We start from the raw sequence: 16,443 nt of genomic DNA on the forward strand, positions 1-16,443 counted from the left end.
TGTTCCAGGGATTGCTCGGCATGCTGTGCGTGCCGTTGGCATTGATGTCGATGCACGCCGCTGCGCGGCTGAAACCAAGGTGTTCGAGAACAGTTTCGGGCGGGTCGAAGTACCTGTTTCACCTCACTGCATCGTCTCCCTGCACGATTTCAGCTTGACCGATCAGTTGCTGGAGCTGGGCATCAAGCCCTGCGGCTCGACCGGCCGCAAGAAGCTGTTCTCGGACGTGGTGTTCCGTGGTGCGCAGGAGCGCTTCGACGTGACGGGCATCCAGTACATCGGCTCGCACCAGGCCCCCGACCTGGAAGCCATCGCTGCGTTGAAGCCGGACCTGATCATCGGCCTGTCGTACCACGCGGACCTCAAGGAAAAGCTCAGCAAAATCGCACCGGTCGTGCTCTTGCCCTCGCGTGAAAGTGACATCAAGACCTACGCCAGGCAGCTCGCCGAACTGGTCGGCAAGCAGCAGCGCTACGAAGAAATGCTCCACGAATACGAATGGGTCGTCAGCGAGTTCAAGAAGCGCGTCAAGGACCCCTCGCGCATCACGGTCACGACGCTCGAAGTCTATACCGATGGTTTCCAGCTGATCGGTCGTGGCGGTATGGATGACGTTATCAAGGACTTCGGCCTGGGCCGTGTCGCCGCGTATCGCGAGGCGCGCCAGAACGTGCCTTACAGCCTGGAGCGAATCGGCGACTTCGACAGTGATTTCATTATCGATACCTACGAAGAACTGCTCGATTCGGAAGCCAGCACGGCTGCGTTTCGCCAGTCGCCTCAATGGCAGAACCTGTTTGCGGTGAAGAACCGCCAGTTTCTCTACCTGAACCGCAGCCGCTATGCCGATACGATGCAGGGCTTGCTGGGTTCCGCCTACCTGCTGATGTCCCATATTGCCGAGCGAGAACGCGTGCTTCAGGCGAAGTGACTTTGTATCGATTGTCATACAAAAGTCATTAATGACAATGATTCTCTATTGCGGTTGTTACTCGTTTGTATTAGTTTGTGCTCTCGAAAAAAACACGCTCATCGGAATGGCGAGGGATCACAGATGGAAACGGGTTTGGCGCGTGCACAGGTTCAATCCATGGAAGGCGTACCGGGTGACGAACTGACCTTGCCGTTCATTTTCCAGGCGCCAGGCGCGGGGGCTGTCTGGCAGGATAGCCGGGCGCAGATCCTGCACGCGGTTGAGGCCGAGTTGCCGCTTGCGGGCGGCATTCTGTTTCGTGGTTTTGCGTTCAAGGGCGAAGCGGATTTTGAAGAGTTCGCCCGCAGTTTCGGTCACGAACTGCTGACCTACGACTACGCCTCGACGCCGCGCACCAAACTCAACAACCGGGTCTACACCTCCACCGAATACCCCGCCCACCAGGTCATCCCGCTGCACAACGAGCAGTCCTACTCGCTCAACTGGCCAATGAAAATCTGGTTCCATTGCGTGCAGGCGTCTCCGGTGGGCGGCGAAACCCCCATCGCCGACAGCCGCAAGGTCTACCAGCAACTCGACCCCGTAATCCGCCAGCGCTTTGCCGAGAAGCGCCTGATGTACGTGCGCAACTATGGCAATGGCCTCGACTTGCCCTGGCAACAGGCGTTCAGTACTGAAGATCGCGCCCAAGTCGAGCATTTCTGCCGCGCCAACCAGATCCAGTTCCAATGGAAGGATGACGGTGAGCTGTCCACACGCCAAGTCTGCCAGGCCGTGGCCCAGCACCCGGTGACCGGGGAGTGGGTGTGGTTCAACCAGGCGCATCTGTTCCATATCTCCAATCTCGCCGCGCCCGTGCGCGAGACGCTGATTTCCATTGTCGGCGAGGAGGGCGTGCCGCGTAACGTGTTCTACGGCGATGGCTCGCCTATCGAGCTCGAAGCCCTGGAGCATGTCCGTGCGGTATTGCAGCGCTGCCAGGTGAGCTTCCCCTGGCAGGCGGGTGACGTGCTGATGCTCGACAACATGCTGGTGGCCCACGGCCGCTCGACATTCCAGGGCGCGCGCAAGGTCGTGGTCGCCATGGCCGAGCCTGCTTCCGCGGGTTGAGCCCGACGCTCTTGCATTAAGCCGCCGCATTGGGCGGCTTATTCCAAACAAGCAAAATGAAGGACATCAAATGCTCGATCGCCTGATGCATCGCTGCTGGCTGCGTGGAATTCGCCTGTCGGAAGCCGAAGGCCAACTGGTTGTCACGCCCGGATCAACCAAGGCGCTGGATGATGAATTGGCTCGCGAACTGACGGCGCGCAGCGCCGAGGTGCTGCACTGGCTGGCCTTGCACCCCGATTATTTTGCGGCGCGCCCGTTGACGGATAACGAGCAGGCGCTCTGGTTTCTCCAGCGCCTGGAGCCGGACAGCTGCGCCTATAACATCGCCTACGCCGGACGCATCAAGGCGCAGTTCGTCACCGAAGATTTGCCCCAGCGCCTGCAAGACGCCTGGGAAACGGTGCAGCGGCGCTACCCGATGCTGTGCACCGCCTATGCCGAGCGCAATGGTGACCTGTTGCAGTGGAGTCATCGTGAGCACGTCCGGCCGCTGGAGCGCGTGGCGTTGCAGGCGGCCGATGCCCAGGCATTGCAGCAGAGCATCACCGAGTGGGCCGATAAACCGTTCAACCTGGAGGCCGGCGACGTCAGTCGGGTCGTCCTGTTGAGCAATGCCCAGGCCGGTCATGTCGAGCACACCGTGCTGCTGGTGATTCATCACATTGCCGCCGACCTGGCCACGTTCTACATCGTGCTCAACGAACTGTTCGCGTTGATCAATGAGCAAGCGCTGCCCGCTGTGAATCCGGACGCGTATCGCGACTATTGCAGCGACCTGCATGTGCGCAGCGAAGCCGCCGAACCGGTGGAGTTGGCGTGGTGGCAAGCGCAATTGGCCGATGCCCCGGCACTGGAATTGCCGACCGATTTTCACTACGGCAGCAACCAGGCGTTCCAGGGCGGAGAGTTGTCGGTTCGTTTCGATCCGGCCACTGCGGCGCGGATTCGTGCCGTGGCCCGCCAATGGGGTGTGACGCCTTATATCTGCTGGTTCTCGTTATTCCAGCAGTTCCTCGGCGTGCTGTCCGGGCAGGATGATTTTGTCCTGGGCACGCCCAGCGGCTGGCGCTTGCGCCGCGAGCACGTCAACCTGCCGGGGTATCTGGTCAACCCGTTGCCGATCCGTTGCCGCTTGCAACGCGAGCTGTCCAGCGGCGATTGGGCCAGGCAGGTGGACGCCACCGTCAAGCAGGCCTTGCAGCACCGCCATTATCCGTTCTCGCGCCTGGTCAAGCAGCTGGATCTGCCACGGCAGATGGGCAGGGCGCCGCTGTTCCAGCACATGTTCACCCTTAACAAGGAACGCATCGCGCCGTTCGAGCAGTATGTCGACCGCCTGCTGTCGGAGCAGCGCGGCGCGGCCCATGAGCTGAACATGGTGGTGATCGACGAGGAGGAGGGCTTCCTTTGCCGGTGGCGCTACAGCAAGGCGCTGTATCGCCGTGAAACGGTCGAGCGCTATTGCGATCAATTCGTTGCCCTGGTCCACGCGGTCATCGAACAGCCGGGCGTACCGTTTGCCCAGCTCGACTGGTTGGCACCGGCGCAGCAGTCGCTCCTCAGCGGCGAGGACATGTCGGTCCCGGTCAGCAACGCCTGGCAGGCATTTACCCAGCAGTGCGCCCACAAGCCGGCGTCGATTGCCCTGCAAGACGAGCAAGGTACGCTCAGCTATGCCGAACTCGGCCAGGCGGTGGCGGCCCGTGGCGAGCGCTTGCAGGCAAGCGCGAACCTGGAGGGCGCGCGCATCGCCCTGTGCCTGCCCCGCAGCCGCGAGCTGGTGATGCACATGCTCGCGGCCTGGCAGTGCGGCGCCACCTACCTGGCCCTCGATCCGCAATGGCCGCAGTCGCGTTTGCAGGACATCTGCCAGGACGCTGCGCCCAAGGTCTGGGTCGGCGAGGGCCTGCGACCGGAATGGCTGCCGGAAGCGGTGCGCTGGCTGTCGTTGCCCAGTGCCGAGTCGTCGAGCGAATCGCCCTTGCGCGCGTCGTTGGCTGCGAACCTGCCAGCCTACGTCGTCTACACCTCCGGCTCCACCGGCCGGCCGAAAGGCGTGGCGGTCAGCCAGGGCAACCTGATCCATTACGTGACGGGCTGCCTCGAACGCCTGGACCTGCCGGCCGATGCCAGCCTGGCGAGCCTGGCCAGTTGCGCCACCGACTTGGGGCACACGGCCTTGTTCGGTGCATTGCTCAGCGGCCGTCGCCTGCGGCTGCTGGCCGAGGAACTGGCCTTCGACGCCGAGGAGCTGGCGGCCGTGCTTGAACGCGAGCCCGTGGACCTGCTGAAAATCGTACCGTCGCACCTCAACGCCTTGCTGGTCGCCAACGATCCGCAACGCTTGCTGCCGCGCCAATGCCTGGTAACCGGTGGCGAAGCCTTGGGCCATGAACTGGTCTCGCGCTTGCGGGCATTGAAGCCGGACCTGCGTATCGTCAACCACTACGGACCCAGTGAAACCACCGTCGGGGTGTTGACCCATGAGGTCGATATCGATGGCGCGGCACCGCTGGGTCGACCGCTGCCCAATGTCCAGGTCAGCGTGCGTTCGCCCGACGGCCGTCTGTTGCCGATCGGTGTCAGCGGCGAGCTCTGCGTGCAGGGCAAGACCGTTGCGCTGGGTTATCTCAGCGCCAGCGACGCCGACCGCACCCGCTTCGGAGCCCATGGCTATCGCACCGGCGACCGGGTGCGGCTCAATCATCTGGGGCAGGTGGAGTTTCTCGGCCGGCTCGATGAGCAGGTCAAGATTCGTGGCTACCGGGTAGAGCCGGCGGAAGTCGCGGCACGGCTGAGGGCGATGCCGCACGTCAGCGATGTACAAGTGCTGAACAGCCCGTCGCCGTTGACGGGCAACCGCCTGGTGGCGTTCCTGGTCGCACCGTCGAGCGCGTTGCCGGATATTCAAGCCGCCCTGCAAGCGCAACTGCCGGACTACATGCAGCCGGCCCAGTGGCATTGCCTCGATGGGTTTGCCTTGTTGCCCAACGGCAAGGTGGATCGCAAGGCATTGCTGCAGTTGGCCGAGCAAGCGCCGGCCACCGCGCAGGAAGTGTCTCCAATCGTGGAGCCTCTGGACGCGGTCGAAAGCGCGTTGCTCGGCATCTGGCGCGGGCTGCTCGGCAATCCTGACCTGGGGCCCGATGACAACTTCTTTGCCTTGGGCGGCGACTCGATCCTCGGCCTGCAGATCATCGCGTTGGCGCGCCAGCAACATATCCTGATGACGCCCAAGCAACTGTTCGCCGAACAGACCGTACGCGCCTTGGCCCGAGTGGTGCAAACGCCACAGCGCAGCCTTGAACAGCGTCTGCTCGACATCGCTCGCGAGATCCTCAATAACCCCGACCTGCGGGTCGATGACAACTTCTTCAGTGTCGGTGGCGACTCGATCCTGAGTTTGCAGATCATCGCCCGGGCCAAGCAGCAGGGGCTGCAACTCAAGCCCAAGCAGATTTTCGAGTTCCCCACCGTGCGCGGTTGGGCCGAGCAGGTGGTTGATCTTGGCGCGGTGAAGGCGGGCGCTACGCCAGCCGTGCTTGAACCTGCCACCGCATTTGCCCTGACGCCGATCCAGCAATGGTTCTTCGCCCAGGAGCAAACCGAATCCGGGCACTGGAACCAATCCTTGCTGCTGGCGTTGAACGCGCCATTGGAAAAGCCGCGATTTATCCAGGCCGTGGGCGCGTTGCTGCAGCGTCACGCGAGCTTGCGCCTGGTCTTCGAAACCTCGCCGCAAGGCTGGCAGCAACGCTACCAGGCCTTTTCCCCGAGCCTGCTCGACGGGTTATTCCAGGTCGAGGACCAACCGCTGGACGACGCGCTGTTGCAGCGTTGGCAACAAGGCTTCGAGCTGGGCAAGGCGCCATTGATTCGCTGGGTGTATTTCTCCCAGAGCCAGGCATTGTTGTGCACGGCGCATCACTTGCTTGTCGATGCCGTGTCCTGGCAGGTGCTGCTGGAAGAACTGGAAAGCCTCTACCTGCAACCAAGCGTGGCGTTGCCTGGCGTTTCGGCGGGTTTCCATGTGTGGAGCGAGGCCTTGCAGCAACATCGCCTGGAGCCCGCCGTCCTGGCCCAGGTCGGCTATTGGCATGAGCAGTTGGCCGCCGAACATAACGTTCTTCAACAGCCCAATGCATACGGCGAAAGCCGGACACTGGACATGCAACTGTCGGTGGAGCAAACGCAGTTATTGCTGGGCGATTGCCACGCGGCCTACGGCACCCAGGTCCAGGATCTGCTGGTGGCCGCATTGGCCGGTGTCATCGGCCAATGGCAGGGCCGCGAGCGCGTCACCCTTGAGCTGGAAAGCCACGGCCGCAGCGGCTGGGAGCAAGGCCCCGAGCTGTCGCGCTCGATCGGTTGGCACACCAGCCGCTACCCGCTGGCGGTCGAAACTTCGTGGGACCTGGAGTCGTCGATCATCGCGGCCAAGGAAGCCCTGCGCCGCGTCCCCGAACAAGGCATCGGCTACGGCCTGTTGCGCCAGGATCCGGCCCACGGCCTGGGTGCCGCCTCGCTGCTGACCTTCAACTACCTGGGGCGGGTCGACCAATGGATCGGCGCATCGAGCCTCTGGCGTCTCGCGCGGCCGATGTGCCCCGGCATGCGCGCCGAGAGCACCCACCGCACGCACTGGCTGGATGTGACGGCGCTGGTCAACGAAGGCCAGCTACATGTCGAGTGGCGCTACGCACCGCAGGTCCACGACCCGGTGTTGGTGAACGAACTGGCGCGTCAGTTCCAGCAGCGGATCAGCGCCTTGCTGGAGCACTGCCAGGCCCCCTCGGTGGGCCGCGCCACGGCTTCGGATTTCGCCGACTCAGGCCTGTCCGACGATGAATTCCTGGGGCTGCTCGAACAACTCGAGCAATGAGCCCCCGCGTCCCAAACATTACAGGTTCGGATACCGTCAGCATGAACGACAAGGTCAAGGCTCTTTCGCGCAACATCGAAGCGATCTACCCGCTGGCTCCCATGCAGCAAGGATTGCTGTTCCACAGCTTGATGCACCCTGGCAAGGGCATGTATCTGCTGCAATATCGCCATGTCATGGTCATGCCGGACCTCGACCTCGCGGCCTTCCGCCAGGCCTGGGCGCAGGTGGTGGAGCGCCATGAACTGCTGCGCACCTCCTTCGTCTGGAAGCAGCAGAAGCGCCCGATGCAGGTGGTGCATAAGCAGGTCGAACTGCCGATCACCTACGAGGATTGGTCGCTCCTGAGCGAAGGCGAGCAGCAGGACCGCCTCGAGCAATTGCTCGGCGAAGAACGCGCCGAAGGGCTGGATTTCACCAAGGCGCCACTGATGCGCGTCCGGTTGTACAAGCTGGCGCCCGACACCTACCAGTTCGTGCGCAGCTACCACCACATCCTCATGGATGCGTGGTGCTTCTCGATCATCATGATGGACTTCCTCAACGGCTATCGCGCCGCCCGGGAAGGACGTCGACTGAACCTGCCGACACCGCGCCCGTATCGCGACTTCATTCGCTGGCTGGAAACCCAGAAACCGGAAGATCACCAAGCTTTCTGGCAACAGCGCTTGGCGGGCTTCGACACGCCCAACGAGTTTGGCTTCGGTCACATCGGCCGGGTCCAAGGCGCTGCCGAACCGGTCGAGGACTGTGTCGAATTCCTGGAGCCCGGGCAGACCCAGGCATTGCAGAACGTCGCGGCCCGGCATGGCCTGACCCTCAACACCCTGGTGCAAGGCGCCTGGGCTTTGTTGCTGGCGCGCTACAGCGGCGATCGCGACTTGGTGTTCGGTATCACCGTCGCCGGCCGCCCGGTGCACCTGCAAGGCATGGAAAGCATCGTCGGCCTGTTCATCAACAGCTTGCCGCTGCGCTGGAGTTGTGGCCCGGAGGATGGGCTTGGTCCGTGGCTGAAAGCCCTGCAGACCGAGAACCTGAGCCTGCGCGAGCACGAGAGTGTTTCCCTGGCGGACATCCAGCGCTGGAGCGACGTGCAGCGCCAGGACCTGTTCCAGAGCCTGTTCGTGTTCGAGAACGCGCCCATTGCCGCCGACCTGCGCCAGGGGCAGTTGGACTACCTGATCAGTGACATGGCCAACCGCACCCACACCAACTACCCGATCACGGTGGTGATCGTGCCGGGCGAGCGCCTGCACCTGCAGTTGACCTATCAAACCGACTGGTTCCTGCGCGAAGAAGTCCAGCAGATGCTGCGGCATTTCCGCACCTTGTTGTTGAACATGGGCGAAGCCCTCGACGTAAACGCCGGCACGCCGTTGCATCAACTGGCGATGCTCGATGCAAGTGAAATCACTCACCAGCACGAGGTTTGGGCCGGCGGAGGGCTGGAACCCGACGAGCAACTGCTGCAGCCGTTGTATGTCGAGCGTTTCCAGGAGCAGGTTCGCCAGACCCCAGAGCGCGTCGCCATGGTCCATGGTGAGCAAAGCCTGACGTTCGATCAGTTGAACCGCGCCGCCAACCGATTGGCCCGGCACTTGCGCGCCCAAGGTGTGGGCAGTGACGACTTGATCGCGGTGTTCGACGAGCGGGGCCTGGACCTGGTGGTGATGATTGTCGCCACGCTCAAGGCCGGTGCCGGTTGGCTGCCGCTCGATCCGCGCAACCCGGCCCAGCGCCTGGCCCAGGTGCTGCGCCAGAGCCGCACGCCGTTGCTGATTCATAGCGCAGGGCAGGGCGAACTGGCGATGCAGGCCCTCGACCTGCTCGACCAGCGGCCCAAGGCCGTGCGCTACGACCCCTCGGTACTGGGCAGCTACAGCGACGATGACCTGAACATCGCCGTGCACGACACATCGTTGGCCTATTGCATCTTCACCTCCGGCTCCACCGGCACGCCGAAGGGCGCGATGGTGGCGCAGGCGGGCATGCTCAATAACATTCTCGGCAAGTTGCCGGGGCTGGGGCTCGATGCGAACGACGTGATCGCCCAGACTGCGCCGCAGTGCTTCGACATTTCAGTCTGGCAGACCCTCGCCGGGCTGGTGCTCGGGGCCCGCACCGTGATCCTTGGCGATTGCGTCGTGCAGGATCCCGAGGCACTGGCCTCGGCCATCGGACGCCACGGCATCAGCATCCTCGAAGCGGTGCCGTCCCTGATGCAAAGTCTGTTGGACGCCGGCTTGGAAACGTCCCCCCTGCGCTGGGTGCTCGCCACGGGCGAGGCCTTGCCGCCAGCCTTGGCGCGTCGTTGGTTCGAGCGCTACCCGGCGATCCCGCTGATGAATGCCTACGGGCCGGCGGAATGCTCCGATGACGTGGCTTTTCATCCGCTGCTCGAACGCTTGCCGGAACAACGCATCAACGTGCCGATCGGCCGTGCCACGCTGAACAATCGCTTGTACCTGCTCAACGCCGATCTGCAGCCGATACCAGTGGGCGCGGTCGGGGAGATCTTCGTCGCCGGCGTCGGCGTCGGGCGCGGATACATGGCCGATCCGGCGCGTACGGCGGCAGTCTTCCTGCCGGATCCGATCGCCAACGACGGTTCGCGCCTGTACCGCACCGGTGACCTGGCGCGCTTCCTGCCCAACGGCGACCTGGAATACGTCGGACGCACCGACCACCAAGTCAAGATTCGCGGCCATCGCATCGAGCTGGACGAGATCGAGGCTTGCCTGACCCGTTACCCCGGCGTGCGCGAAGCCGTGGTCGTGGCCCGTGACGACCAGCAGCGCGCCAAGGTGCTGGTGGCTTACGTCGTGGCCGATGACGCCAGCAGTATCGAGGCGTTGCGCGAGCATGTGCTGGGCAATCTCCCGGCCTACATGATCCCGAGCGCATTCGTGTTCCTGGAGCGTTTCCCGCTCAACGGCAACGGCAAGATCGACCGCAAGTCGTTGCCCGCGCCGGATTTTGCCGCGCAAAGCCAGGCCCGCTATGTGGCGCCGAGCAGCGAGCTGCAAGGCCAGTTGGTGGAAGCCTGGCAAAGCGTGCTCGGTCTGGGCCAGGTGGGTGTCGAGGACAACTTCTTCGAGCTGGGCGGCCATTCGCTGCTGGCGACCCAGTTGATCGGCCTGATCGGCAAGCTCAGCGGCAAGGACCTGCCGTTGCGCGTGGTCTTCGAACGTCCGACCATCACCGCCATGGCCGATTGGCTGGAGAACCAGGCCGGCGCGGTAAAGCCGTCGCCGACGTTGCTGCCGCGTCCGGAAACGCTGCCGCTCTCGTTTGCCCAACAACGGCTGTGGTTCTTGCAACAACTCGACCCCGACAGCCCGGCGTACAACCTGGCCGGCGCCGTGCGCCTGACCGGCGAGCTGCACGTCGCTGACCTGCACGCGGCCTTGCAAGCGGTCCTCGACCAGCACGAGGTGCTGCGCACCGGGTTCATCGGCGCTGCCGAAGGGCCGAGCCAAGTAATCTTTGCGCACAGCGAACTTGAGTTGCCGGTCATCGATGTGGCGAGCGAAGACGCGCTGCACGAACGACTGCGCCTGGACGCAATGACGCCGTTCGCCCTCGACGCGGCGCCGCTGCTGCGCGCCAGGCTGTATCGCCTGGCGCCGGAGACGTTCGTCTTGTCGTTGAATTGCCACCACATCGTTGCCGATGGCTGGTCCCTGCAACTGATCATCGACGGCCTCTGCGAGCAGTACCGCAATCGTCGCCAGGGCGTGGCGACCCCACGGCCCGTCCCGGCAATGCAATACGCCGACTACGCCGTGTGGCAGCGCCAATGGATAGGCAGCAAGGCGTGTGAGCAAGAGCTGGCCTACTGGCGCGAGCAACTGGCCGGCGAGCTGCCGGTGCTCGACCTGGCGGCCGATTTTCCTCGTCCCGCCCAGGCCAGCCAGGCTGGTGGACGCGTCGAGTGTCGCTTATCCGAGGACCTGGCGGCACGGCTCAGGGCCTTCAGCGCGCGTCATGGTTGGAGCAACTTCATCCCGATGCTGACGGCATTCCAACTGATGTTGCGCAGTCGCAGCGGCGAAGACGACATCCTCGTCGGTGTACCGGCGGCCAACCGGCACCATGCGGTGTTGCAGCCGCTGGTGGGGTGTTTCGTCAACACCTTGGTGTATCGCAAGAAGCTTTCCGGCGAACGCAGCCCGCTGCAACTGATGAACGAATTGCAGGCCTTGTCCGTGTCGGTCCAGTCCCACCAGGATTTGCCGTTCGACTACTTGATCGAACAACTGGGCGTGGTCCGGCAGGTGAGCTACAACCCGCTGTTCCAAGTGATGTTCAACTACTTCCCGGGCAACGCCCTGGAGCGTTTCGAACTCACCGACGTCATCGCCGAACCGCTGGACAACCGCCCCGACAGCGCCTTGTGCGACCTGCACCTGGACGTGCGCGACAGCGAGCATGGCATCAGCCTCAGCTTGCAATACAGCAGCGATCTGTTCCGCGAGCAGACCGTGCAAGGCATGGCCGAGCAATACCTGGCCTTGCTCGATGCGCTGATCGAGCAAGCTGCCGAGCCGCTGGGTGAACTGGCATGGCAGCCCGCCGAACGGGCGCTGGCGCGGATCGATGGCCGCGCGGTGGCCGGTCAACGGGACATCCTCGAAGCGTTCGCGCTTCAGGTTGCCCGCCAGCCCGAGGCGATTGCCGTCGTGGCCGGCAATCAACAACTGACTTACGCCGAGCTGGACCAGGCCGCCGAGGCGCTCGCGGCGACGTTGCAGGCCCATGACGTCGGCATCGAAGACCGCGTGGCGTTGAGCCTGCCCCGCGATGCACGCCTGCCCATGGCCATGCTGGCGGTGCTCAAGATCGGTGCGGCGTACGTGCCGTTGGCCGAGGACACGCCGCCGCAGCGTGGCCGCTACATTCTCGAAGCGGCGCAGCCCACGTTATGCCTGGGCACCACCGCGAGCCTCGGCGTGTTGGCGCAGTGGAACACCGGGCTGCCGTTGCTGGACATCGACGCCAGCGGCTCGGCCGTCCCGTGCAAGCCTGTGGCCTGCATCGCCGGTCAACTCGCCTACGTGCTGTACACCTCGGGTTCCACCGGCCGGCCCAAAGGCGTGGCGATCAGCCGTGGCAACCTGATGAACCTGATGCTGGCCGTCGATCAGGTCTTGCCGATGACGCCCCGCGACCGGGTCCTGGCCCTGACCACCGCGACGTTCGACATTGCCATCGTCGAGTTGCTCCTGCCCTTGGCCCATGGCGCCAGCATCCTCCTGGCCGATCGGGAGCAGGCGCGGGATCCGCAAGCGATCGATCAATTGTTGCTGACCGGACAACCCACCGTCATGCAGGCCACGCCGGCCACTTGGCGGATGTTGGTGGCGCACACCTCGCGCAGTTGGCAGGGCGTGCGTGCCGTCTCCGGTGGCGAAGCCCTGCCGTGCGCGCTGGCCGAAGCCATCGAGGGCAGGGGCGCCAAGGTCATCAACGGCTACGGCCCGACGGAAGCGACCGTCTACAGCACCTTCGAAGTGCGCAGTGGCAATGAAAGCGCAGTGGAGGTGCCGATCGGGCAACCGGTGGCCAATACCGCTGCGTACGTGCTCGACGCCGACCTGCAACCGGTCGCCGCTGCGGCGTGCCCGGTGAGCTGTACCTGGCCGGGGCCAACCTGGGTCGCGGCTATTTCGCTGCCGCGCGCCTGACCGCCGCGGCGTTCCTGCCGGATCCTTTCGTGGCCGGCGCGCGCATGTACCGTACCGGTGACCGGGTGCGCCGCAATAGCGATGGCAGCCTGGATTACCTCGGGCGCCTGGACTTCCAGGTCAAGCTGCGGGGTTTCCGTATCGAGCTGGGTGAGATCGAAGCGCTGTTGTCCCGCGTCCCCGGGGTTCGCGAGGCGGCCGTGGTGCTGCTCGGCAGCGGGGAATCGGCGCGGTTGGTGGGTTACTACGCTGGCGATGCGCTGGACGAAACGACGCTGCGCGCCAGCCTCGGCGCACAGTTGCCGGACTACATGCTGCCCAGCCAATTCGTTCGCCTCGACACCCTGCCGTTGAGCCCCAGCGGCAAGGTCGACCGCAAGGCTCTGCCAGCACCGCAGCAGCGTGACGGCCAGCAGGGCGCATTGTCGAGCGAGTGGGAGCAGACCCTGGCTGGCCTCTGGCAAGAGCTGCTGGGATGCACCGACGTTGGCGCGGACGATAATTTCTTTGCCCTGGGCGGGCACTCGCTGTTGGCGGCGCGGCTGGTGGCACGAATCGCCGAACAGCATGGTCGGCGCCTGCCGTTGCGCAGCGTGTTCGAACAACCGGTGCTGCGCGACCTCGCCGCGACATTGGCCGAGGCCAGCACCGAGGCCGACGGCATTCTGCGTCCGTTCGAAGCCCCCCTCGCACCGTTGCATTTCACTCAGCAACGCTTGTGGTTCCTCGACCGTTTGCAGGGCGATACCCAGGCCTATCACCTGTCCCTGGCCTTGCGCCTGGACGGCCTCCTGCAACCGGCATTGCTGGAACAGGCGCTGGCGCAACTGGTGCTTCGCCAACACAGCCTGCGGACGGTGTTCAGCGACACCGCCGAGGGCGCACGCCAGCATGTCGAAGACCTCGGCGCGATGCCGCTGGGCTTCGAACCGCTGGAAAGCGACGAATATTCCAGCGGCTTTGCCCAGAAGCTCAGCCAGGAGGCGCAGCGTCCGTTCGACCTCACCGCGCCGCCGCTGTGGCGGGTGCGGGTGTACCAAGGCCCGGGCCGAAGCGTGCTGCAAGTGACCTTGCACCACATCATTGCCGATGCGCGCTCATTGGAAATCCTCTTCGCCGAACTGCAACACATCTACCAAGCCTTGCTGGAAGGATGCGACGCTTGCCTGCCAGCCTTGCCGCTGCAGTTTTCCGACGTCGCGGCCAGTTGGCAAAGCCCGGCGGGGCAGGCGCGGATCGAGTCGCAGCTTGATTACTGGCGACGCACCCTGGCGGGCGAACCGCCGGTGCTGAACCTGCCGACCGACATGCCACGGCCCGCGGAGCAGGGCTACAAGGGCCAGCGCCTGCGCTTCCACCTGCCGGCTACGCTGGTCAAGCGCCTGCGCGAGACGGCGCAGCGCCATGGCCTGACCGCTTTCGCACCGTTGCTGGCGGCCTGGAAAACCTTGTTGGCCAGACACTCGGGGCAACGGGAAATCTGGATCGGCCTGCCGGTCGCCCATCGTCACCAGGCCCACACCGACAACTTGATCGGCTACTTCGCCACCACCCAGGTGCTGCGCAGCCACCTCGATCCCCGGCAATCGGTCGAGCAGTTCTGGCAGCAATTGCAAGCCACGCACCTGGCGGCGCAACAGCATGCCGACGTGCCGTTCGAACGCTTGGTGGAAGCTCTGCAAGTGCGCCGCGATCTCAGCCACACGCCGCTGTTCCAGGCGTTGTTCAACCTGATCCAGCGCGACGCCAACGCAACGCTCGAGCAGCATTTCGCCGGCTTGCCGGCGACAGCGGCTCAACGTTGAAAGCGACAGTGCCCTGGTGGACATCGGCCTGCACATCGAGCAGCAGGGCGAGGACTGGCAATGCGTGCTGGAATACAACACCGACCTGTTCCTGGCACACACCGCACAACGTTATGCCGATGAGTTCCGCTGCCTGCTCGAAGGCATGTTGCAACAACCGGATGCGCGTCTCTGGGACATCGACCTGGCCAACGCCGATCATGCCTTGGCCCAGCGCCCATGGAATCGACCTGCGCAATCCTTGGCGCCGGTGATGGACGTCATCGCCCGTTTTGAACAGCAGGTCGTCCTGTCGCCCGAGGCGCTGGCGGTGGATTGCCAGGACCAGCAACTGAGCTACGCGCAACTCAACGCCATCAGCAATCGCCTCGCCCATTGGCTGCGTGCGCAAGGTGTCGGCACCGATGACCTGGTTGCCGTTTGCCTGAGTCGTGGCCCATGGCTGCTGCCAACCTTGCTGGCGATCCACAAGGCCGGTGCGGCGTACCTGCCGCTGGATCCGCAGCACCCGAGCGAGCGCCTGGGCTTCATCATCGGGCATGCGCGTCCGGCCCTGGTGCTCAGCGAAAGCCTGTGCGCCGAGGCCTTGGGCGACGTCGATCACATCCTGCTCGACCGGTTGCCGCTGGACACCCGCAGCGACGCCAACCTTGCGTTGCCGATCGATGAGCAGCAGCGCGCCTACGTGATCTACACCTCGGGCTCGACCGGCACACCGAAAGGCGTGCAGGTCAGCCGCGGCAACCTGAGCAACTTGCTGGCCGGCCTCGATCGCTTGCTGCCGCTCGGCGCCGAGGATGTCTGGCTCGCCAGCACCACGTACGCCTTCGATATGTGCAAGCCGGAGCTGTTCCTGCCGCTGGTCAACGGCGCGGCCATCCTGCTGGCGCGCCGCGAGCAGGTGGTCGATGGACATCAGTTGTTCGGGCTGCTGCGCCGGGCCACGGTGTTCCAGGCCACCCCTGCGGGTTGGCAGATCCTGTTGGAAACCGGCCAGGTCGATTGGCCGCCGCTGCGTGGCCTGATCGGTGGCGAGGCGGTGCCCGGTGAGCTGGTGAATGAACTGCGCAGCCGTGGCGTGGCGCTGATCAACGCCTACGGCCCGACGGAAACCACCGTCTGGTCGACCACCCAGGCATTGCAGGACGTGCCGTCCGGCGTCGCCGACATCGGCATGCCTCTGCTCAATACCCTCTGCTACGTGCTCGACGACATGCTCCGCCCGGTGCCGCTGGGGGCGACGGGCGAGCTGTATATCGCCGGCTCCGGCGTCACCCGGGGTTACCAGCACGCGCCGGCCACCACGGCTGCGGCGTATTTGCCCGACCCCTATGCCGGCGAAGCGGGTAGCCGCATGTACCGCACCGGCGACCTGGTACGCCGCCGCAACGATGGGCGGCTGGCCTATGTCGGTCGCGCGGACTTCCAGGTCAAGGTTCGCGGTTTCCGCATCGAGCCCGGTGAAATCGAATCGCTGCTGCGCCGTTACCCCGGCGTGGAGGAGGCGGTGGTGATGATCGACTCGCGCAGTCAGAGTCTGTTTGCCTGGTTGCAGGCACCGAACCCGGTCGATCAGGCGGCGTTGCGTCGGTATCTGGAAGGCGTGTTGCCGGGCTACATGATTCCGGCCGGCTTCATCGAACAGCCGCGCCTGGCCCTTAACGCCAACGGCAAGATCGATCGCAAGGCCTTGCCGGCACCGCAGCCGGTGGCGATCCAGGGTGTAGCGCCGCGCAGCGAGCTGGAGCAGCAATTGGCGGACATCTGGCAGGAGCTGCTGGCGTTGCCGCAGGTCGGGGTGTTCAACAGCTTCTTCGAGCTGGGCGGTCATTCGTTGTTGGCCATGCGCTTGATGACGCAAGTCGAGAGCCGTTTCGGCGTCAAGCTCGAACTTCGCAGCCTGTTCCAGAACCCGACGATCGCCGCGCTCGCCGAACAGATCGAAAAACCCCAGGGGCCGTCGACCGACGAAGCCCTGGACGAAATGCAGCGCCTGTTGGCCGAGATGGAAATGTAAGGATG

General features: G+C 64.5%; 6 protein-coding genes. All 6 read left to right on the forward strand.

Annotated features, from left to right (window positions below; genetic code table 11):
- Positions 1-25 precede the first annotated feature (25 nt).
- The 6 genes from AB4N42_RS16195 (at position 26) to AB4N42_RS16220 (ending at position 16,438) form a co-directional block, all read left to right on the forward strand.
- Complete coding sequence (locus AB4N42_RS16195) at positions 26-931, forward strand: iron-siderophore ABC transporter substrate-binding protein (RefSeq protein ID WP_460114977.1); 906 nt, start codon at positions 26-28, stop codon at positions 929-931.
- A gap of 159 nt (positions 932-1,090) precedes the next feature.
- Positions 1,091-2,044, forward strand: coding sequence for a TauD/TfdA family dioxygenase (locus AB4N42_RS16200; protein ID WP_033864612.1), 954 nt, complete (start codon positions 1,091-1,093; stop codon positions 2,042-2,044).
- A 70-nt stretch (positions 2,045-2,114) separates the two neighbouring features.
- Entirely contained in the window at positions 2,115-6,929 is a 4,815-nt protein-coding gene (locus tag AB4N42_RS16205) for an acyl carrier protein (protein ID WP_460114978.1), read from the forward strand.
- Between the two features lie 41 nt (positions 6,930-6,970).
- Positions 6,971-12,616, forward strand: a complete 5,646-nt coding sequence (locus tag AB4N42_RS16210; RefSeq protein ID WP_460114979.1) for an amino acid adenylation domain-containing protein — start codon at positions 6,971-6,973, stop codon at positions 12,614-12,616.
- Positions 12,550-14,421, forward strand: a complete 1,872-nt coding sequence (locus AB4N42_RS16215; RefSeq protein WP_460114980.1) for a condensation domain-containing protein — start codon at positions 12,550-12,552, stop codon at positions 14,419-14,421. Before AB4N42_RS16210 ends, AB4N42_RS16215 begins: the two co-directional genes overlap by 67 nt.
- 16 nt (positions 14,422-14,437) lie before the next feature.
- Positions 14,438-16,438: a non-ribosomal peptide synthetase gene (locus AB4N42_RS16220; RefSeq protein WP_460114981.1), complete on the forward strand. Its 2,001-nt coding sequence runs from the start codon at positions 14,438-14,440 to the stop codon at positions 16,436-16,438.
- The last annotated feature ends 5 nt before the right edge of the window (positions 16,439-16,443 follow it).

This window comes from Pseudomonas sp. H2_D02 (assembly GCF_054677635.1).